Annotated in this window: 19 protein-coding genes; 15 read left to right on the top strand and 4 right to left on the bottom strand. The window is 52.3% G+C overall.

Annotated features, from left to right (window positions below; all coding sequences use genetic code 11):
- The first annotated feature begins 446 nt into the window (after positions 1–446).
- From typA to GZ1_RS09195, 3 genes are all read left to right on the top strand, one after another.
- Complete coding sequence (gene typA / locus GZ1_RS09205; protein WP_060788365.1) at positions 447–2291, top strand: translational GTPase TypA; 1845 nt, start codon at positions 447–449, stop codon at positions 2289–2291.
- Between the two features lie 90 nt (positions 2292–2381).
- On the top strand, positions 2382–2690 hold the full coding sequence (locus GZ1_RS09200; protein ID WP_011230571.1) for a YlaH-like family protein: 309 nt from the start codon (positions 2382–2384) through the stop codon (positions 2688–2690).
- Positions 2687–2968 carry a hypothetical protein gene (locus GZ1_RS09195; protein WP_013145888.1) on the top strand — a complete coding sequence of 94 codons (282 nt, stop codon included), beginning with the start codon at positions 2687–2689 and terminating at the stop codon, positions 2966–2968. The genes GZ1_RS09200 and GZ1_RS09195 overlap by 4 nt, the downstream gene beginning before the upstream one ends.
- 59 nt (positions 2969–3027) lie before the next feature.
- On the opposite strand, the gene GZ1_RS09190 is transcribed toward GZ1_RS09195, so the two are convergent.
- Positions 3028–3228 carry a YlaI family protein gene (locus tag GZ1_RS09190; RefSeq protein WP_013145887.1) on the bottom strand — a complete coding sequence of 67 codons (201 nt, stop codon included), beginning with the start codon at positions 3226–3228 and terminating at the stop codon, positions 3028–3030.
- Positions 3229–3389: 161 nt separating this feature from the next.
- Positions 3390–3989: a YhcN/YlaJ family sporulation lipoprotein gene (locus tag GZ1_RS09185; protein WP_060788364.1), complete on the bottom strand. Its 600-nt coding sequence runs from the start codon at positions 3987–3989 to the stop codon at positions 3390–3392.
- A 133-nt stretch (positions 3990–4122) separates the two neighbouring features.
- Here GZ1_RS09185 and GZ1_RS09180 point away from each other — a divergent pair, with 133 nt between their 5' ends.
- Positions 4123–5454 carry a PhoH family protein gene (locus tag GZ1_RS09180; protein WP_011230575.1) on the top strand — a complete coding sequence of 444 codons (1332 nt, stop codon included), beginning with the start codon at positions 4123–4125 and terminating at the stop codon, positions 5452–5454.
- Between the two features lie 185 nt (positions 5455–5639).
- Here GZ1_RS09180 and GZ1_RS09175 read toward each other — a convergent pair whose 3' ends face one another.
- A complete protein-coding gene (locus GZ1_RS09175) occupies positions 5640–6146 on the bottom strand; it encodes a molybdopterin-binding protein (RefSeq protein WP_011230576.1) in 507 nt (168 codons plus the stop codon).
- Between the two features lie 162 nt (positions 6147–6308).
- Here GZ1_RS09175 and GZ1_RS09170 point away from each other — a divergent pair, with 162 nt between their 5' ends.
- From GZ1_RS09170 to pyc, 3 genes are all read left to right on the top strand, one after another.
- On the top strand, positions 6309–6596 hold the full coding sequence (locus GZ1_RS09170) for an Fpa/YlaN family protein (protein WP_011230577.1): 288 nt from the start codon (positions 6309–6311) through the stop codon (positions 6594–6596).
- 125 nt (positions 6597–6721) lie between these two features.
- Positions 6722–7933, top strand: a complete 1212-nt coding sequence (gene ftsW / locus GZ1_RS09165) for a putative lipid II flippase FtsW (RefSeq protein WP_013523316.1) — start codon at positions 6722–6724, stop codon at positions 7931–7933.
- Between the two features lie 62 nt (positions 7934–7995).
- Entirely contained in the window at positions 7996–11439 is a 3444-nt protein-coding gene (gene pyc, locus GZ1_RS09160; protein WP_060788363.1) for a pyruvate carboxylase, read from the top strand.
- Between the two features lie 76 nt (positions 11440–11515).
- On the opposite strand, the gene GZ1_RS09155 is transcribed toward pyc, so the two are convergent.
- Positions 11516–12469, bottom strand: coding sequence for a COX15/CtaA family protein (locus tag GZ1_RS09155; protein ID WP_015374340.1), 954 nt, complete (start codon positions 12467–12469; stop codon positions 11516–11518).
- Between the two features lie 380 nt (positions 12470–12849).
- Here GZ1_RS09155 and cyoE point away from each other — a divergent pair, with 380 nt between their 5' ends.
- From cyoE to GZ1_RS09115, 8 genes are all read left to right on the top strand, one after another.
- Complete coding sequence (cyoE, locus tag GZ1_RS09150) at positions 12850–13779, top strand: heme o synthase (protein WP_015374341.1); 930 nt, start codon at positions 12850–12852, stop codon at positions 13777–13779.
- A 78-nt stretch (positions 13780–13857) separates the two neighbouring features.
- Complete coding sequence (gene coxB / locus GZ1_RS09145; RefSeq protein WP_020755433.1) at positions 13858–14928, top strand: cytochrome c oxidase subunit II; 1071 nt, start codon at positions 13858–13860, stop codon at positions 14926–14928.
- 22 nt (positions 14929–14950) lie between these two features.
- Positions 14951–16822, top strand: a complete 1872-nt coding sequence (ctaD, locus tag GZ1_RS09140) for a cytochrome c oxidase subunit I (protein ID WP_060788362.1) — start codon at positions 14951–14953, stop codon at positions 16820–16822.
- Positions 16822–17442 (top strand): cytochrome c oxidase subunit III, encoded by a 621-nt coding sequence (gene ctaE / locus GZ1_RS09135; RefSeq protein WP_011230584.1) that lies wholly within the window; start codon positions 16822–16824, stop codon positions 17440–17442. The genes ctaD and ctaE overlap by 1 nt, the downstream gene beginning before the upstream one ends.
- Positions 17443–17446: 4 nt before the next feature.
- The gene (gene ctaF / locus GZ1_RS09130; RefSeq protein WP_013145877.1) at positions 17447–17779 is read left to right on the top strand and encodes a cytochrome c oxidase subunit IVB; all 333 of its coding nucleotides are present in this window, start codon (positions 17447–17449) and stop codon (positions 17777–17779) included.
- Between the two features lie 102 nt (positions 17780–17881).
- The gene (ctaG, locus tag GZ1_RS09125) at positions 17882–18784 is read left to right on the top strand and encodes a cytochrome c oxidase assembly factor CtaG (protein ID WP_020755436.1); all 903 of its coding nucleotides are present in this window, start codon (positions 17882–17884) and stop codon (positions 18782–18784) included.
- Between the two features lie 49 nt (positions 18785–18833).
- Entirely contained in the window at positions 18834–19289 is a 456-nt protein-coding gene (locus GZ1_RS09120; protein WP_011230587.1) for a DUF420 domain-containing protein, read from the top strand.
- A gap of 455 nt (positions 19290–19744) precedes the next feature.
- Positions 19745–20050: an Asp23/Gls24 family envelope stress response protein gene (locus GZ1_RS09115; RefSeq protein ID WP_015374346.1), complete on the top strand. Its 306-nt coding sequence runs from the start codon at positions 19745–19747 to the stop codon at positions 20048–20050.
- The last annotated feature ends 135 nt before the right edge of the window (positions 20051–20185 follow it).

The following is a 20185-nucleotide window of genomic DNA, read 5'->3' as shown; positions in this document are numbered from 1 at the left end:
CTTTTGTATATGATAGAATAAAGGCGTGGAGAAAACCGTTCAATAAAGGCACTCCAATAGCTGCTACTCGATGTATGGAGTTGGTTGCAGGAAACGTTGCAACGTAAAACATCGAGCGTAGGTCCGTCTGTTGTGTGTGGAAGCCAAGTACTGCCAACAGACACACCGAGAGAATCGGCAACGATGCAGGCATGACCTGCGTCGTTGGGCAGTCGTCAACCTGCCCCCTGATGCAACCCCAAGTCAAGGAAGGAGGACGAAGTCCGTTTGCACTTCTGGGGAGTGGCAAGCCCCCACTTCAAGCGTTCGCGAAGTGGGGGTAGTTGACTGGGTTGACTCCTTTCTGGCAAAGTGGGCGTCTTTTTCTAGTGTACAGGAAAACATGCCGATTTTCTATCGGTTGTGATATAATAGACAAGCAGTTTGCCGAACAGGAGTGACCGACATTGACGAACAAACGAATCGATCTCCGCAATATCGCGATCATCGCTCACGTCGACCATGGGAAAACGACGCTCGTTGATCAGCTGCTTCGGCAGTCAGGGACGTTCCGCGAAAACGAACAAGTCGCGGAGCGGGCGCTTGACCGCAACGATCTGGAGCGGGAGCGCGGCATTACGATTTTGGCCAAAAACACGGCTGTCTTGTATAAAGGAACGCGCATCAACATTTTGGATACGCCGGGACACGCTGATTTCGGGGGGGAAGTGGAGCGGATCATGCGCCTTGTCGACGGCGTCTTGCTTGTCGTCGATGCGTATGAAGGTTGCATGCCGCAGACGCGGTTTGTGCTGAAAAAGGCGCTTGAGCAGCAGCTTGTGCCGACCGTCGTCGTCAACAAAATCGACCGCGAATTTGCTCGGCCGGCGGAAGTCGTTGATGAGGTGCTCGACCTGTTTATCGAACTTGGTGCTTCTGAGGAGCAGCTCGAGTTTCCAGTCGTGTACACATCGGCGCTGCGCGGGACGGCAAGCCTCGATCCGGATCGCCAGGACGGTGACATGACCGCCTTGTTTGAGACGATCATCGAGCATATTCCGGCGCCGGCGGACAACCGCAACGAACCGTTGCAGTTTCAAGTGGCGTTGCTCGACTATAATGAATATGTCGGACGCATCGGCATCGGCCGCATTTTCCGCGGCACGATGAAAACAGGCCAGCAAGTCGCTCTTTTAAAGCGCGACGGTGCCGTCAAGATGTTTCGTGTCACGAAGCTGTTTGGTTTTATTGGGTTGAAGCGGATTGAGATTGAAGAAGCGCACGCTGGCGACATCGTCGCGGTCGCCGGGATGGAGGACATCAATGTCGGTGAAACGGTTTGCCCGCCCGATCATCAAGAGCCGCTGCCGCCGCTTCGCATCGATGAGCCGACGCTCAAAATGACGTTTCTCGTCAACAACAGCCCGTTTGCGGGGCGCGAAGGCAAATACGTGACGGCGAGAAAGCTGGAGGAGCGGCTTCGCACCCAGCTGGAGACGGATGTCAGTCTGCGCGTTGAGCCGACCGAGTCGCCGGATGCGTGGATTGTCTCCGGCCGCGGGGAGCTTCATTTGGCGATTTTGATTGAAAGCATGCGCCGCGAAGGATACGAACTGCAAGTATCGAAGCCGGAAGTCATTCTAAAAGAGATTGACGGTGTCACGTGCGAGCCGATCGAGCGGGTCGTCATGGACATCCCGGAGGAATATACGGGAGCGATCATGGAGTCGCTCGGCAGCCGCAAGGGCGAGCTCGTCGATATGGTGCACGGCGACAACGGGCAAGTGCGTCTCGTCTTCCTTGTGCCGTCGCGTGGCTTGATCGGCTATCGGAGTGAATTTATGTCGTTGACGCGCGGATATGGAATTTTAAACCATTCGTTTGACCATTATGCCCCCGTGCAGCCTGGCGCAATCGGCGGCCGCCGCCAAGGGGTGCTCGTCTCGATGGAAACCGGAAAGGCGACGGCTTACAGCATTATGCAACTTGAGGATCGCGGCACCATTTTTGTTGAGCCGGGCACTGAGGTGTACGAAGGGATGATCGTCGGCGAGCATAACCGCGAAAACGACCTGGTCGTCAACATTTGCCGCGAAAAACATGTCACCAACATGCGTTCATCGACGAAAGAACAGACGGTGACGATGAAAAAGCCGCGTCTGTTGACGCTTGAAGAAGCGCTCGAGTATTTGAATGATGATGAATATTGTGAAGTGACGCCAGCCTCGATCCGGTTGCGCAAAAAAATCTTGAATAAAAGCGAGCGTGAAAAGGCGGAGAAGAAAAAGAAAGCGGTTGAGCAGGCGAAATAGCCGGAAGCGCCATGCGCGCGTCTTTGGTTTGCGAACAATCGAAAACGCCTTGGAGAAGGGCGCTATTAGGATGAACGGGAGGGGAATGGTGTGAATGTGCTCGAACGGCTCACGTTTTTCGCCTCGCTTTATAAGGTGCACGATCATCCCGAGCGCGGTATGTGGCTATTGTATGTGACAGTGTTGCTGCTTGCTGCGCTTGTGTATCGACTCGGTTTTGCCCGCCGCCTGCCGCTGTTGAAAAACGTCATCATTTACGTTTTGCTGGCGCTTGGCTGCACGGTTTTGACCTTTTTTGCTGTCTTTTTGCCGGTGGCAGAAGGATTGGCCGTCGCCGCCCTCGTATTAATCATTTATAAAGTGCGCCTGAAGCAGGCGAAAGAGGGAGAAAAGTCATGAAATCCGTGCAGGATGCCCTTTATAACTGGCTGACGATCCACATCGTCGCCAAAGCCCGTCCGCACGATGCGGCGGCGCGCGATACGGCCTCGTTTTTCCGCGCCATCTTGGAAAACGACTTTGGTGTGACGGCCGTAGACGCCGTCAAAGATGAAACGAATGGGCAATACATCGTCGAATATGTGCGCGGCGGGGAAACAAGGGCGGCGTGTTTCCCGCTTGAGCTGGCTGAGGCGATGTGGCGGCAGATCGAAGCCGAACCGGAAAAGTATGGATGATGACAACCAAAAAGGCGCGGAAAAGCGATCGCTCTTCCGCACCGTTTTTTTTTGTGGGATCACCAATCATCGTCTGCGCGGCGGCCGCGATAGAAGCGGAACTTTCCTGTTGCCAGCCGCTGTTTCGTTTTTTCGGTGATGCGGTCGTGGCATTCGCGGCACATGTACGTGTGGATCGGGCGGTTGCGCAGCCGCTTGGCGAGCGGCGATTCATCGTCGATCGTATCGATTTGGTCGCAAAGCACGCATTTGACTCTCATTGTTCACCTCAATACATCCAAACGCGAAATGGTAGAGTGTTCTTTCGTTCCCATTATACCACATTTCCCGCCATCGTTTGTTGATTCAAATGCATTTCACTCCCGCTTTCCTCGGAAATGAGCCGCGCTTTCTGTTCCATTATAACCCACACAGAAACCGTTTATCGATTTAAATGTTCATTCGATTGCTTGTTTTGCTGTTCGTTCAGTTGCCGCTCCTCCCGTTCGTTCAGCTGTCCGTCATTTTCTTCGGTCGGCTTCGGCGTCGTTTCAAATAGGTCGCTTGGCACTTCCGGCATCACTCGTCCGACGATGTCGGCGATTTCGTTCATGAACGCTTGCACCGGCCTCCCCTCATCGATTTGCCGGCCGATGTTGCGCACGCGGGTGTAAAGATCTGGGTCAGCGACAATAATAGCGTTCGCACCGTACTGATCTTTTTGCAATGCTTCGGCGACGGAATATTTGATGGTGCCGACGCGTGAGGCATCCATATTGGCGCCGACGTCAATGCCGACGATGGCATATTTGCCGACGACGATCGCGGCGGCATTGTGAACGTTTGGAACACGGTCGGCGATTTCTGCAAGCCGGCGGGCGATCTCTTGCCCGGATTTGTTCTCGACGCGTTCATCGACCGTATTTTTGACGCGCACGAGTGAACGATTGGGCTCGTTCGCTTCATGATCGTTTCCAAACGTGCAGCCGCTGAAAATCAAAAGGGGAAGGAAGAAAACGGCGAGCCAGCAGTTTCTCTTCATAATGGGCCACCTCGACTTTTTTTCTTTAGTTTGCAAATGTCCTTCTATCTTTATACATGTTTTCATATGTTGTATTACAGCCATTCCCATCCAACGGAAAAACGTGAAAAACTCACATGGGGGGAAGCGGAATTTGGGAAAAAAAATTTACGTGCTCGATACGAACGTGCTGTTGCAAGATCCGTATTCGATTTTCGCGTTTGAGGATAATGAGGTCGTCATTCCAGCGGTCGTGCTTGAGGAAGTGGATTCGAAAAAGCGGTATATGGATGAAATTGGTAGAAATGCCCGCCAAGTGTCAAAGCTCATCGACCGTCTGCGCGAAAACGGCAAGCTGCATGAAAAAATTCCGCTTGAAAACGGAGGGGCGCTGCGCATTGAGTTGAACCATCGTTCGTTTCATCAACTGCAAGAAATTTTTGTCGAAAAAACAAATGACAACCGCATTCTGGCGGTGGCGAAAAATTTATCGCTTGAAGAGCAGGCGAAGGAAGATGGACGCTCCGTCATTTTGGTGAGCAAAGATGCGCTCGTGCGCGTCAAAGCGGATGCCATCGGGCTGCAGGCAGAAGACTTTTTAAGCGACCGCGTCGTTGATGTCGACCATATTTACAGCGGATTTTTGGAGCTGTACATAGGAAAGGACCACCTGCAGCGGTTTTACGACAAAGGGGAGCTCGTGCTCGCTGATATCGCCGACCACCCGTTTTATCCGAACCAGTTCATCATTATGAAAGACGCGTTTGGCAGCTCGGCGTCAGCGATTGGCATTGTCGACCAAAACGGCAAAAAAGTGAAAAAGCTCATCTTCCATCACGAACATATATGGGGCATTCGCCCGCGCAACGTGCAGCAGACGATGGCGTTTGAGCTTCTCATGCGCGACGACATTCCGCTTGTGACGCTAATCGGCAAAGCCGGAACGGGCAAGACGTTGCTTGCCCTTGCCGCGGGGTTGATGCAAACGGAAGATTTGCGCACATACAAAAAATTGCTCGTCGCTCGGCCGATTGTGCCGATGGGGAAAGATCTCGGCTTTCTGCCGGGGGAAAAGGAAGAAAAGCTGCGCCCGTGGATGCAGCCGATTTTTGACAACTTGGAATACTTGTTCAACACGAAAAAACCGGGGGAGCTCGATGCGATTTTAGCCGGCATGAGCTCGATTGAAGTGGAGGCGCTCACGTACATCCGCGGCCGGAGCCTGCCGGAGCAGTTTATCATCATTGATGAGGCGCAAAATTTAACGAAGCATGAAGTGAAGACGATTTTGACGCGCGTCGGGGAGAAAAGCAAAATTATTTTAATGGGCGATCCGGAACAGATCGACCATCCGTATTTGGATGAATATAACAACGGGTTGACGTACGTCGTCGAAAAGTTTAAAGACCAAAAAATCGCCGGTCATATCCGGCTCGTCAAAGGGGAGCGTTCGGCGCTCGCCCAGCTTGCCGCTGATTTGCTGTAGCTAGGCGTTCCTCAGAGCATCCGCCGTTAAAGAACGGGTGCCAGGCGCGCGGCCCGCCGCCACGAACGTTTCGAAAGGCGCCCGCCGCCTGGGGCGTTGCGGAAAACATCTAGGTTCCAAGCGCTTGAGGCGGTTGAAGGCGTCAAAACCTCAAACACCGGGCCGCCCCTTCATGGGGCGGCCGGTCATCGGACGACGAGCCGACGCACATGAGTAATCGGCGCCTCACGGTTGGAGCCGTCGCCAAAATAAATGTGCACCGGACCGTCGTCGCGTAGCGGTTTTCCGTTTTGGGAAAAAGCGAAAATCAGGTCGTACGCCTTTTCCAGAGGGATCACGGTTTCTCCATGTTCCGTCTCAATGACAAGTTCAGACGCGTCTTCATGCGGCTCAGCGTTTCGCAAAAATGGGGCGAACGGCATGCCGAACGAGCCGGTGATGATTTTCTCCTTCAAAAAGCGCCGCTCCGTTTTCAACGTCGGCGGAAAAACCGCGCCCTCTTGAATTTCCCGGTCCCAAAATGCCGACAGCTTTTTGATTTCCTCGTCCTCTTGCTCCGCTTCCGTCGGCTGTGGAGCCGGCTCCGAAAAATACGCATCCATGTCCACTTTCCGGTCGTCGAAAATCCAGACGCCGGGGTCAAGCGTGATCGTAAACTTCACCTTTCCTGTCAGCACAATAATATCGTTCATGAAACACCTCTCCTCTGCATGTTCCCACCGTTTTTAGTATAATAATAATGAAAGAGCTTGTCATGTTCTAGGCCCGGTTGCTGTCAACGGTTTCAACTTGCAAAATGGCTTGTTTCACGTTAAGATGTAAAGAAGGATAGGGGAGAGAACGGAGGGATCGATGTGACGGACGAATCGATGAGCTATCGGGAGAAGGCGTACGCGCTTTTACAAGCGGATGCAGAGAAAATCATCCAACTCATCCGCGTGCAAATGGACCATTTGACGATGCCGCAATGTCCGGTGTATGAAGAAGTGCTTGACACGCAAATGTTCGGTTTGTCACGGGAAATTGATTTTGCGGTGCGCCTCGGGCTTGTGGAGGCGAAAGACGGAAAGGCGCTCCTTGACCGGCTTGAGCGCGAACTTTCCACGTTGCACGAGGCCGTGGCCAAAAAGCGCGTGCGATAAAGGATATATAAAACAACTCAAACGATTGGTTTCCCGTCGTTTGAGTTTTTCTGTTTTTCGGCAGGAAAACAGCGCGCCGCTGCGAATGATTTTATGTACATACATGTTCACAGGGAAGAGGAACGATGGAACGACAATTATGGAAAAAAGTATTGAAGTGCTATGATTATCCGCTGATCGCCGCGGTCATCATGCTGTCGTTGTTCGGATTGATTATGGTGTACAGCTCGAGCATGGTCACCGCCGTCATCCGCTTTGAAGTGCCAAGCGACTATTTTTACGAGCGGCAAAAACTGTGGCTGATTGCCGGATTCATCGCGTTCGCCATTATGATGGCGATTCCGTATAAAGTGTGGCGGGCGGAGCGATGGGTGAAACTCGTCTTTTTTGCTTCTCCATTGATGCTGATCGCCGTCGCTTTTCTCGGCCATACGGCCAACAACGCAACAAGCTGGTTTCGCGTCGGGGCGCTTTCGATCCAACCGGCGGAGCTCGCGAAGCTCGGTCTGATTTTATACTTGGCCGCAGCGTTCGCCAACAAGCGGAAGCGGCTGGCCGAGCCGGCGAAAAGCAATTTGTTCCCCATTTATTATACATTGGTGATTTGTTTCCTGATTGCCATACAGCCTGACTTCGGAACGGCGGCGATCGTGTTTGCCATCGCGATGTGCATCATTGTTTCGTCCGGTTTGCGCCTCGTGTTGCTTCTAAAGCAGCTGCTTTTTTTTACATTGATCGGGACGGTGCTGTCACCGTTTTGGCTCCCGGTTGCGGGCAAAAAAATTTTTTCTCCTGAACGGGTATCGCGTCTTTACAGCTTTTTGGATCCCTTTCAATACGCAAACGGCGATGGCTACCAGCTCGTGAATTCGTATTTGGCGATCGGGCTTGGCGGGCTGAAAGGAGTGGGGCTTGGCAAAGGCATTCAAAAATACGGCTACCTGCCAGAGTCGCACACCGATTTTATTATGGCGGTCATCGCCGAAGAGCTCGGCTTATTTGGTGTAGCGTTCACGCTTGGGTTATTGGCGTTTATCGTGCTGCGCGGGCTTTGGATTGCCCGCCGCTCCCACGATGCGTTTGGGAGCCTGCTTGCGATCGGCATCTCCGTCATGATCGGCTTTCAAACGTTCATTAACGTTGGTGGGGTCGTTGGCCTTATTCCGATTACAGGGGTGCCGCTGCCGCTCGTCAGCTATGGGGGAACGTCGCTTGTCCTGACCATGGCTTCGCTCGGTCTTTTGGTGAACATTTCGATGTTTGCAAAGTACGAACAACGGTATAAAAAAGCGGAAAAAACGATGGTCAGCAAACAGAAAAGAGGTCTGACTTTTTAGAAAGTGTATTTACAAATCGGCAAAACTTTTATACTTTTATTAAATAAAGGAGGAGGGACAGAATGAGGACAAGACGAATTCGCAAAGTGCTGGCAGCCAACCGGGGAGAGATCGCCATTCGCGTTTTCCGCGCCTGCACGGAGCTTGATATCCGCACCGTGGCGATTTATTCGAAGGAAGACACCGGATCGTACCACCGCTACAAAGCGGATGAGGCGTATTTAGTCGGGGAAGGGAAAAAGCCGATCGAAGCCTACTTGGACATCGAAGGCATCATTGAGATCGCCAAAGCCCACGATGTCGATGCCATCCACCCGGGTTATGGGTTTTTGTCGGAAAACATTCAATTTGCCAAACGGTGCCGCGAAGAGGGGATTATTTTCATCGGCCCGAACGAAGAACATTTGGATATGTTCGGCGATAAAGTGAAAGCGCGCCATGCGGCCATGAAGGCGGGCATTCCGGTCATCCCGGGCAGCGATGGACCGGTCGGCGGCCTTGAAGACGTCGTCCGTTTTGCTGAGACGCACGGATACCCGATCATCATTAAAGCGGCGCTTGGCGGCGGCGGCCGGGGCATGCGCATCGTCCGCTCAAAGTCGGAAGTGAAGGAAGCGTTTGAGCGGGCTAAGTCGGAAGCGAAAGCGGCGTTTGGCAGCGATGACGTTTATGTTGAAAAGCTGATCGAAAAGCCGAAGCATATTGAAGTGCAAATTTTGGGCGACCACGAAGGAAACATCGTTCACCTTTATGAACGCGACTGCTCGGTGCAGCGCCGCCATCAAAAAGTCGTGGAAGTCGCGCCGAGCGTCTCGTTGTCGGACGAGCTGCGCGAGCGCATTTGCGAGGCGGCGGTCCGGCTCATGAGAAGCGTCGGCTACGTCAACGCTGGCACGGTTGAGTTTCTCGTCTCCGGAGATGAGTTTTATTTCATCGAAGTCAATCCGCGCATTCAAGTTGAGCATACGATCACCGAAATGATCACCGGGATTGACATCGTCCAGTCGCAAATTTTAATCGCCGACGGATTTTCGCTCCACAGCCCGGAAGTCGGCATTCCAAAGCAGGAAGACATCCGCATCAACGGCTACGCCATTCAGTCGCGGGTGACGACGGAAGATCCGCTCAACAACTTTATGCCGGATACGGGAAAAATTATGGCGTACCGTTCCGGCGGCGGTTTTGGCGTGCGCTTGGACGCCGGCAATGGCTTCCAAGGGGCGGTCATTACGCCGTATTACGATTCGCTGCTCGTGAAAGTGTCGACATGGGCGTTGACGTTTGAGCAGGCGGCAAGAAAAATGCTCCGCAACTTGCGCGAATTCCGCATCCGCGGCATTAAAACGAACATTCCGTTTTTGGAAAACGTCGTTCAGCATCCGAAATTTTTGTCGGGGGAATACGATACGTCATTTATCGATACGACGCCGGAATTGTTTGTATTCCCGCGCCGAAAAGACCGCGGGACGAAAATGCTTACGTACATCGGCACCGTGACGGTCAACGGCTTCCCTGGCATCGGCAAAAAGAAAAAGCCGGTGTTTGACAAACCGCGCGTGCCGAAGGTGAGCCAAACGGAACCGATCCCAGCGGGAACGAAGCAAATTTTGGATGAACGCGGACCTGAAGGGCTTGTTCGCTGGATCCAAGAGCAGCCGCGCGTGCTCTTGACCGATACGACGTTCCGTGACGCTCATCAGTCGTTGTTGGCGACCCGCGTCCGCACGATCGACTTGTTGCGGATCGCTGAGCCGACGGCGCGTTTGCTGCCCAACTTATTCTCGCTTGAGATGTGGGGCGGGGCGACGTTTGATGTGGCGTACCGCTTTTTGAAGGAGGATCCGTGGGACCGCCTCCTGAAGCTGCGCGAGCGCATTCCAAACGTGCTGTTCCAGATGCTGCTTCGGTCGGCCAACGCCGTGGGGTATAAAAACTATCCCGACAACGTCATCCGCGAGTTCGTCGACAAATCAGCGCAAGCCGGCATTGATGTGTTCCGCATTTTCGACAGCCTAAACTGGGTGAAAGGGATGACGGTGGCGATCGATGCCGTCCGGCAAAGCGGCAAAATCGCCGAGGCGGCTATTTGCTATACGGGCGATATTTTAGACCCGAATCGGCCGAAGTACAATTTGGATTATTACAAAGCCTTGGCGAAAGAGCTCGAGCAAGCCGGAGCGCACATTTTAGGCATTAAGGATATGGCTGGTCTGTTGAAGCCGCAGGCGGCGTACGTGCTCATTTCCGCGCTTAAGGAGACGGTCAGCATTCCGATCCATTTGCATACGCACGATACGAGCGGCAACGGTATTTACACGTACGCCAAAGCGATCGAAGCCGGCGTCGATATCGTCGATGTCGCCGTCAGCTCGATGGCCGGCTTGACGTCGCAGCCGAGCGCCAATACGCTCTACTATGCCCTTGAAGGAACGGAGCGGGCGCCGGAGGTTGATATTTACGGCCTTGAGCAGTTGGCCCGCTATTGGGAAGACGTGCGCAAATTTTATCAAGAGTTTGAAAGCGGCATGAACGCGCCGCATACGGAAGTATACATGCATGAGATGCCAGGCGGCCAGTACAGCAACCTGCAACAGCAGGCGAAAGCGGTCGGCCTCGGCGATCGGTGGGATGAAGTGAAAGAAATGTACCGCCGCGTCAACGACTTGTTCGGCGACATCGTCAAAGTGACGCCATCATCGAAAGTCGTCGGCGACATGGCGCTTTACATGGTGCAAAACAATTTGACGGAGCAAGACATTTTTGAACGCGGCGAAACGCTTAATTTCCCAGACTCAGTCGTGGAGTTTTTCGAAGGCTATTTAGGCCAGCCGCATGGCGGGTTTCCGAAAGAGTTGCAACGCATTATTTTGAAAGGGCGCGAACCGATCACCGTTCGCCCGGGCGAGCTGCTTGAGCCGGTTGATTTCGAGCAAATCAAGCGGGAGCTGTATGACAAGCTCGGCCGCGAAGTGACCGACTTTGACGCCATTGCCTATGCGCTTTATCCGAAAGTGTTTTTGGAATATGCCGAAACGGTCGAAAAATACGGCGATATTTCCGTGCTCGATACACCGACGTTCCTGTACGGCATGCGCCTCGGCGAGGAAATTGAAGTGGAGATTGAGCGTGGGAAAACGCTCATCGTCAAACTCGTCTCCATCGGCCAGCCTCAGGCGGACGGCACACGCGTCGTTTACTTCGAGCTGAACGGCCAGCCGCGCGAAGTCATCATCCGCGATGAAAGCATCAAAGCGGCCGTTGCTGAGCGCATCAAGGCCGATCGGACGAATCCGAACCACATTGCCGCCACGATGCCGGGCACGGTGGTGAAAGTGCTCGTGGAGAAAGGGGAAAAAGTCGACAAAGGCGACCATTTGATGGTAACGGAAGCCATGAAGATGGAAACGACGGTGCAGGCGCCGTTTGCCGGCATTGTCAAAGACATTTACGTCAAAAGCGGCGACGCCATTCAGGCGGGCGATTTGCTGATTGAGCTGTCCAAATGAAACGGTCTATACCGAACAAAAAAAGGGGTGCCCAAGTTTTGGCGGGCATCCCTTTTTGTTTGCGGATGGATGGCCGTCATTTCAACGTGGCCGGCGCCGCTTCCTCGGCTGAGTGGTCGGCGGCTTTTACCGGCGCCCGGCGGGTGCGGAGCGCCAAGAGCAATAAATAGCTGAGCACGCCGAACAGGCAGGAAATGAAAAAGGCATGCGCCAAGGCAATGTATAAATTCAGCTGCGTAAAAACGACAAGCGCTCCGGTTGTCATTTGCGCGAGCACGAGCAAAAGAGCGATGAGCCATCCGTAGTAGATGACCGGCTGTTCGCGATAATGACGCACAGCGTGTATGGCGGCAGCAGCGATCCAAATGATGATGACAAGAGCGGCCAATCGATGACCCATCTGCACCCATTCATGAAACTGAGCCGGGAGGAGGCGCGTTTTCGCGCAAAGCGGCCAGCTCGGACAGGCGAGGCTGGCGTTCGTATGGCGCACGAGCGCCCCGGTGTAGACGACGATGTATGAGTATATGGTGATGCCGTAAATATGAAACCGCATTTTGCCGTCAAGCGAAAGGGAAGCGGCGGAAAACGTTTTGTCGATTTCAAAAATCAATAGCGTCAACAGCAACACAGCGGCAAACGAAATGAGCGAAATGCCGAAATGCAAGGCGAGGACGAAATCGGACTGCCCCCACACGACCGCGGCGGCGCCGATCAGCCCTTGCAAGACGAGAAAGACAAACGATATGACAGCTAAAAACTTTGTCTCCCGCACATGGCCAATGGCTCTCCACGCCCAGATGGAAAGGATGAGCACCATGATGCCGGCAAAGCCGGAAACGAGTCGATGGCTCAGCTCGATGATGAGCTCAGGCGTAATCTGATCCGGCACCCATTGGCCGTTGCACAGCGGCCATGATCGGCCGCACCCCATGCCGGAGCCGGTTTTGGTCACAAGCGCTCCACCAATTAAAACAAACAACATTGCCAACGTGGTTGCCGAGGCAAACCATTTCAGTGAACGTTGCAAAATCTTCACCTTCTTGTATTGAGAAACTGTGATTTTGTCCATATTAGTAAAGTGATGGATTTTATTGCAGCCAACCGTGCTGCCAAGCCAAATCTATTTTACACGATGGCGGCCGGAAACACAAAATGACGTTTGCATATTGAATAAGTCGATTAAGTTTGCTAGAAATATTAATGGGACAAGCGAATGAGCCGTTTTGGGTGCGCGCATTCAAAAATTTGACACAAATTATTCAAAAAAAGTTCACATGATGAGGAAAAAATGTGATTTAATATAAAGAGGAAACAGCCCGTTTTGGCTATTTGGCGTTGGAAAGAATTTCAGGCAACATCACGGCGCCGGCCGGGCAAGGAGCGGCGCAGCGAGGAGGAACAGGAGACATGGCCGAATTGAAAGCGGTGCACCAGGATGCGGCCGATGCCGGTCATCGCTCGCATGTGAGCGTCAAGACAGTTTGGAGAGAGTTATCGTCTGTTGTGAAAATCGGAATCGTCAATTCGAATTTGATTACGACGTTCGCCGGGATGTGGCTGGCGTTTTATTTTACTGGGGAACACTTTTTGGAGAACCTGCATCTTGTTTTTTTCACGCTGTTTGGGGCAGCGCTTGTCATCGCGGGTTCATGTGCGATCAACAACTACATTGACCGCGACATTGATCAATATATGGAGCGAACGAAAGCACGCCCGACCGTCACCGGGACGATGGATCCGCGGCGGGTGCTTTGGCTTGGGATTGGTCTTGTCGCAATCGGCGAGATGAGCCTGCTTATGACAACGGTTACGGCTGCTGTCGTTGGATTGATCGGTATGGTGACATACGTCTTTTTATATACGCTTTGGACGAAGCGCCATTACACGATCAACACCGTTGTCGGCAGCATTTCCGGCGCGGTGCCGCCGGTGATCGGCTGGACGGCGGTTGATCCGGATTTCCATATTGTTCCGTTCATCCTGTTTTTAATCATGTTTTTGTGGCAGCCGCCGCACTTTTTGGCGTTGGCGATGAAGCGGTGTGAAGAATACCGCACCGCCGGCATCCCGATGCTGCCGGTCGTCCATGGATTCGCCATGACGAAGCGGCAAATCATCGTTTGGGTGGCGTGTTTGCTGCCGTTGCCGTTTTACTTGTTCTCGCTTGGCGTTCCATTTTTAGTCGTGGCCACGCTGCTCAATGTCGGCTGGCTGCTGCTGGGATTGGCGGGTTTGAAAATGAAAGATGACATCAAATGGGCGAAGTGGATGTTCGTCTATTCGCTCAACTATTTGACCATTTTGTTCGTGGCAATGGTCATCGCTACGATTTGGTGAGCAGGTTAAAATTCTTTCTTTGTGAAAGAATTGACATACACATTTATCCATCAAAGGAAAGAGGGGTTTGATTAGGCTATGAACAAGGGGCTCTGTAACTGGCGCTTATTTTCCCTGTTCGGGATGATGGCGCTGTTGCTCGCCGGCTGCGGCAAGCCGTTTTTATCGACGCTCCAGCCCGCCGGTGAAGTAGCGGACATGCAGTATTCGCTCATGTTGTTGAGCACATCGATCATGGTGCTCGTCATTGTCGTCGTGGCGATCATCTTCGTTTACGTTGTCATCCGCTTCCGGCGGCGCAAGGGGGAAGAAAACAAAATCCCGAAGCAAGTGGAAGGAAGTCATAAGCTGGAAATTATTTGGACTGTCATTCCGATCATCCTCTTGCTCATTTTGGCTGTGCCGACGGTATTGACTACATTTAAACTCGCCGACGTCAAGGCGATGAACGACAAAAAACGAGATAAGGATACAGTTGTCGTCAATGTTCGCGCCAACCAATACTGGTGGGAGTTTGAATATCCGGATTACGGCATTATCACGAGCCAAGATTTGGTCGTGCCGACGAATGAAAAAGTGTATTTCAACTTGATTGCGTCGGATGTCAAACATTCGTTCTGGATTCCGGCGGTCGGCGGCAAAATGGATACGAACACCGACAACAAAAACCAATTTTGGCTTGTTTTTGATCAAAAAGCGACCGATAAGGCCGGCGGCGTCTTTTACGGCAAATGTGCGGAGCTTTGCGGTCCGTCCCATGCGCTGATGGACTTTAAAGTTCGGCCGTTGCCGCGCGACCAATTTGACGCCTGGGTGAAAAAGATGCAAAATGTGAAAAAACCGGTTGTCACCGATCCGGTTGCCAAAGAAGGCGAAGCGATTTTCAATAAAAGCTGTATTGGCTGCCATGCGGTGACGCCTGTGGACAAGCGTCCGGAACAGGCACGCACAGCGCCGAACTTGGCGAACTTTGGCGATCGCGAACGAATCGCCGGTATTTTGGAGCATAACGAAGAAAATCTGAAAAAATGGCTGAGAGACCCGAACAGCGTGAAGCCTGGAAATAAAATGGCGGGTACATATGGCCACTTGACGGAAGAGCAAATTGACGCATTGGCGAAATATTTGATGAGCTTAAAAGTGGAATAAAGCATGAGAAGGAGGTTTCACCGTGAGTACAATCGCGCGCAAAAAGGGTGTTGGCGCCGTTTTGTGGGATTATTTGACAACGGTCGACCATAAAAAAATCGCCCATCTGTACTTGATTTCCGGCGGGTTTTTCTTCCTGCTCGGTGGTCTCGAGGCGTTGTTCATCCGCATTCAGCTCGCGAAGCCGAACAACGATTTCCTTGTCGGCGGCTTGTATAACGAAGTGCTGACGATGCATGGAACGACGATGATTTTCTTGGCTGCGATGCCGCTTGTTTTCGCCTTTATGAACGCAGTCGTGCCGCTGCAGATCGGCGCGCGCGACGTCGCGTTCCCGTTTTTGAACGCTCTTGGATTCTGGATGTTTTTCTTCGGTGGTTTGTTTTTGAACTGTTCATGGTTTTTAGGCGGCGCACCGGACGCTGGTTGGACGTCGTATGCGTCGCTGTCGCTTGACTCAAAAGCGCATCATGGCATCGACTTTTATACGCTCGGGCTGCAAATTTCCGGCTTCGGAACGATCATGGGTGCCATTAACTTTCTTGTGACGATCATCAACATGCGCGCTCCGGGCATGACGTTTATGCGCATGCCGATGTTCACATGGGCGACGTTTGTGACGTCGGCGCTCATCTTGTTTGCGTTTCCACCGCTGACGGTTGGTTTGATTTTTATGATGATGGATCGTTTGTTTGGCGGCAACTTCTTTAACCCAGCTGCCGGCGGCAATACGATCATTTGGGAGCACTTGTTCTGGGTATTCGGCCATCCGGAAGTCTACATTCTTGTTTTGCCGGCGTTCGGCATTTTCTCGGAAATTTTTGCGACGTTCTCGCGCAAGCGGCTGTTCGGCTATTCGTCAATGGTGTTTGCGACCGTGCTCATCGCGTTCTTAGGGTTCATGGTATGGGCGCACCATATGTTCACGGTCGGGATGGGGCCGATTGCGAACGCCATCTTTGCCGTCGCGACGATGACGATCGCCGTTCCGACAGGAGTCAAAATTTTCAACTGGCTGTTTACGATGTGGGGCGGAAGCATCAAATTCACAACGCCGATGCATTATGCCGTCGCCTTCATCCCGTCGTTCGTCATGGGCGGGGTGACCGGGGTCATGTTGGCGTCGGCGGCGGCGGACTATCAATACCATGACAGCTATTTCGTCGTTGCGCACTTCCATTACGTCATCGTCGGCGGGGTTGTGTTCGCTTTGCTTGCCGGCACGCATTATTGGTGGCCGAAAATGTTTGGCCGCATGCTGAATGAAACGCTCGGCAAAATGACATTCTGGCTGTTCTTTATCGGGTTCCATTTAACGTTCTTTATTCAGCACTTCCTTGGTTTGACAGGGATGCCGCGGCGCGTGTTTACGTATTTGCCGAACCAAGGATGGGAGACAGGGAACTTCGTCAGCACGGTCGGTGCGTTCTTTATGGCGGCTGCCACGATTATTTTACTTATTAACATTGTGGTAACGACAGCAAAAGGCGAAAAAGTGCCGGGCGATGCATGGGGCGACGGCCGCACGCTCGAATGGGCGATCGCTTCGCCGCCGCCGGTGTACAACTTTGCGCAAACACCGCTTGTCCGTGGCTTGGATGCTTTCTGGCTTGAAAAAATGGAAGGCAAAAAAGAATTGACGCCAGCTGAACCGCTTGGCGACATCCATATGCCGAATTCGTCGTTTTTGCCGTTTGTCATTGCGTTTGGTCTGTTTGTCGCCGCCTTCGGCTTTACGTATCATAATGACGCCGGATGGGGCTTGCCGGTCGGCATTCTCGGTCTGCTCATTACGCTCGGTTCGATGTTCTTGCGCTCGGTGATCGATGATCACGGCTTCCACATCCATAAAGAAGAAGTGCTTGAACTTGAGAAGAAGGAGGCGAACGCCTGATGCATGCAGAGGAAAAATTGACGGCCGAGACGTTTCCAGCCGCGCCGGAACGCGCCACCCTTGAGGGAAAAAATAAGTTTCTCGGCTTCTGGCTCTTTTTAGGCGGAGAGACGGTGCTGTTCGCCTCTCTCTTCGCCACCTATTTGGCGCTGAAAGATAAAACGAACGGCGGTCCTTCGGCGGAAGAACTGTTCCAAATGCCGGTTGTGTTCATGGCAACGATGCTGCTGCTAACCAGCAGCTTGACGAGCGTGTATGCCATTTATCATATGAAAAACTTTGACTTTAAAAAGATGCAGCTCTGGTTTGGCATCACTGTTTTGCTTGGCGCCGGCTTTTTGGGCTTGGAAATTTACGAGTTCAATGAATATGTGCATGAAGGCCATAAGTTTACGACCAGCGCTTTCGCTTCAGCATTCTACACGCTCGTTGGCACGCACGGAAGCCACGTCGCGTTCGGGTTGCTTTGGATTTTGACGCTCATGATTCGCAATGCTAAGCGTGGGTTGAATTTATACAACGCCCCGAAATTTTACGTCGCAAGCCTGTATTGGCACTTCATTGACGTTGTCTGGGTGTTCATTTTTACCGTTGTATATTTGATGGGAATGGTGGGGTGAACGTATGGCGAATCAAACGAATTCAGGAAATGAACGCGTCGATTTGGCGTATCGCCGGCGGAAAAACGCGGAAGAGATGCGCCATCAAATGATTGCATTCGTTTTGATGATTTTGTTGACGCTCATCGCCTTCGCCGCCGTTGGTTACGAAGAGTTTTCCCATTGGTTTGTCGTTCCGTTTATTTTGCTTTTAGCCGCCGTGCAGGTCGCATTTCAGCTGTATTATTTCATGCACATGAGCCATAAAGGCCACGAATTCCCGGCGATGTTTATTTACGGCGGTGTGGCGGTTATGCTTTTGCTCGTTTGGGCGTTTACAACAGTCATTTGGTGGTAAGAAAAGGGGGAATCGGTTTTGCGCCGGTTTCCCCTTTTTTGAATAGCTGTGGCGCGGCGTCTTGTAGTATAATGGGAAAGGACCAATCAGGAGGGGATTCGTATGTTTCAATCGCTGCAAATGTTTGGCCCCGTCGCCCTTTGGAGTCCGTTTTTTTTGCTTGTGTTAGTGGCGGTTGCATTGCTGTACATGGGGATCACCGGGCCATGGCGGCAGCGTTTCGGCCTCGGTGATGCCGTTTCGGGGAAGCAGAAAGCATATTTTTGGACCGGGATGGCGCTTCTTTATATATGCAAAGGGTCTCCGCTGGATTTGATGGGCCATTTGACGTTCACCGCCCATATGGTGCAAATGGCAGTGCTGTATTTGATCGTGCCGCAATGTTTTATTTTAGGCATTCCGGCGCCGCTTTATGAGCGAGCGTTCCGTTTCGCAGCGGTGCGCCGCGTGTTTCGGTTGTTGACAAAGCCGATTGTGGCGCTACTGCTGTTTAACGGTTTGTTTTCGCTTTATCACGTTCCATTCATTTTTGACGCTGTGAAAATGAATATGTGGCTGCATGCCTTTGTTACCTCGGTCATTTTCGTTGCTGCGTTTTGCATGTGGTGGCCGCTTGTTAATAAACTTCCTGAGTGGCAAACATTGTCCGGCTTAAAAAAAATGGGTTACATTTTCGCTGACGGCATGCTGTTGACCCCGGCTTGCGCGCTCATCATTTTTACCGATACGCCGCTTTATGCGACGTATACGGACCCGAAAGCATGGATGGCCGCGCTGGCTCTATGCGTTCCTCAAGGGACGCTGGCTTCGCTTGATTTGACCGGGCCGCAAATGTTTTTATCGATGTCGCCGCTCCATGATCAGCAGCTCGGCGGAGTGTTGATGAAAATCATCCAGGAAATCGTGTACGGGACGATGCTGTTCTTCATCTTCACCGAATGGTATCGGAAGGAGCGGGAGAAAGAGCCAAGCATGGATATGGAGCTGCGGCCGACCAAACTGTAAAGCGCGGTTGGCCGCTAAACGATGAACAAAGAAGAAAGGGAGAGAAGCGATGGCCGTTTTACCGACAATCAGCACGAGCTGCATCGTGATCAGCGCTTTGCTTGTTGCTTATGGGTGGTATTTGATCAGCCGCAGGCGGATCGAAGCGCATAAAAAGGTGATGCTGACGGCAGCGGTGTTTGCTTTGCTGTTTTTCACCATTTACATGTCGCGGACGTTGTTTATCGGCAATACGAGCTTTGGCGGGCCGGAGAACGTCAAAGTGTACTATACGCTGTTTCTTATTTTCCATATTGTGCTGGCGACAGTTGGCGCCGTATTTGGCCTTGTCACGATTTGGACGGGATTGAAAGACAAGAGGGCCCGCCATCGTCGGCTTGGGCCGATCACCAGCATCATTTGGTTTGGCAGCGCCTCAACCGGGGTCGTCGTCTATTGGCTGCTTTATGTCCTCTATCCAGGGGGCCAAACGACGTCGCTCATCAAGGCGGTGCTCGGTTTTTAACCGGCGGGCAAGGAGCAAGGGCAGGGATGGCTGCATATATATAGATGCAACCAAAACGTTTAACATATCTTGGATAGAAAAGCCACTTATCGATGTTTCGACTGTCGAGGGCAAGCCGCAGGCTTGCCCCCGTCACGCCTTGGCGTGACGGACGACCGAACAACGACTCGCTTCCCAAGACCCATTCATGGGTCTGAAAGCGGTGTTGTTCGGTCATTCGGCAGTCGGATGCAATGACCGGTAAAAACGAAAAATGTTAAAGCTTTAAATTGCATCTATATAGGTTGTAATAAAGAATTTCCGACCTCCATGTCCCGTCTTTACTTTATCACCTAACAAGCTGGCACGGTGACAAGAAGAGCGAACAATGCCATGTAAAACAAAATTGCAACTTATATATATAGAATACAACACGCCTGTATAGACGTGATTTTGTGCAGCGGGAGGAGAAGGCGGTGAACACGTTTCGCTATCGGAAACGGAGCGCCGTAGAGGCGACGCTGTTGACCATTGTCATGATGTGTGTGCGCGGCCAGACGGAGGTCGCACTTGACGATTGTGAGGTGTTCATCACCGTTGCTCAAGGCGAGCGGTGCCGCGTCACGGTCAAGATGTCCATTCGATATGGGGCGCCGGTGATGGAAGTTTGCCGCCAGTTGCAACAGCATATTGCCGAGGAGATCGCCGCGATGACGCCATATGTCGCCGAGGCGGTCGACATTGTTGTCAAACGGCTTGTCATGCCGGAAAAAAACGCATGAGAACCGTGCTCTCATGCGTTTTTTGATTATTCTTTGATTTTTTCAAGCTCGCTTTTGACCTGCGCCAACACGTTTTGGCATTGGCTGACAAGAGATGGACGGAAAATGTTCATCATCGCCGTATTCGACGCCGTT

Origin of the sequence: Geobacillus zalihae NBRC 101842, assembly GCF_001544135.1 — a bacterium.
In the GTDB taxonomy this organism is placed as follows: domain Bacteria; phylum Bacillota; class Bacilli; order Bacillales; family Anoxybacillaceae; genus Geobacillus; species Geobacillus zalihae.
This window is presented reverse-complemented; position numbering and strand designations above follow the sequence as displayed.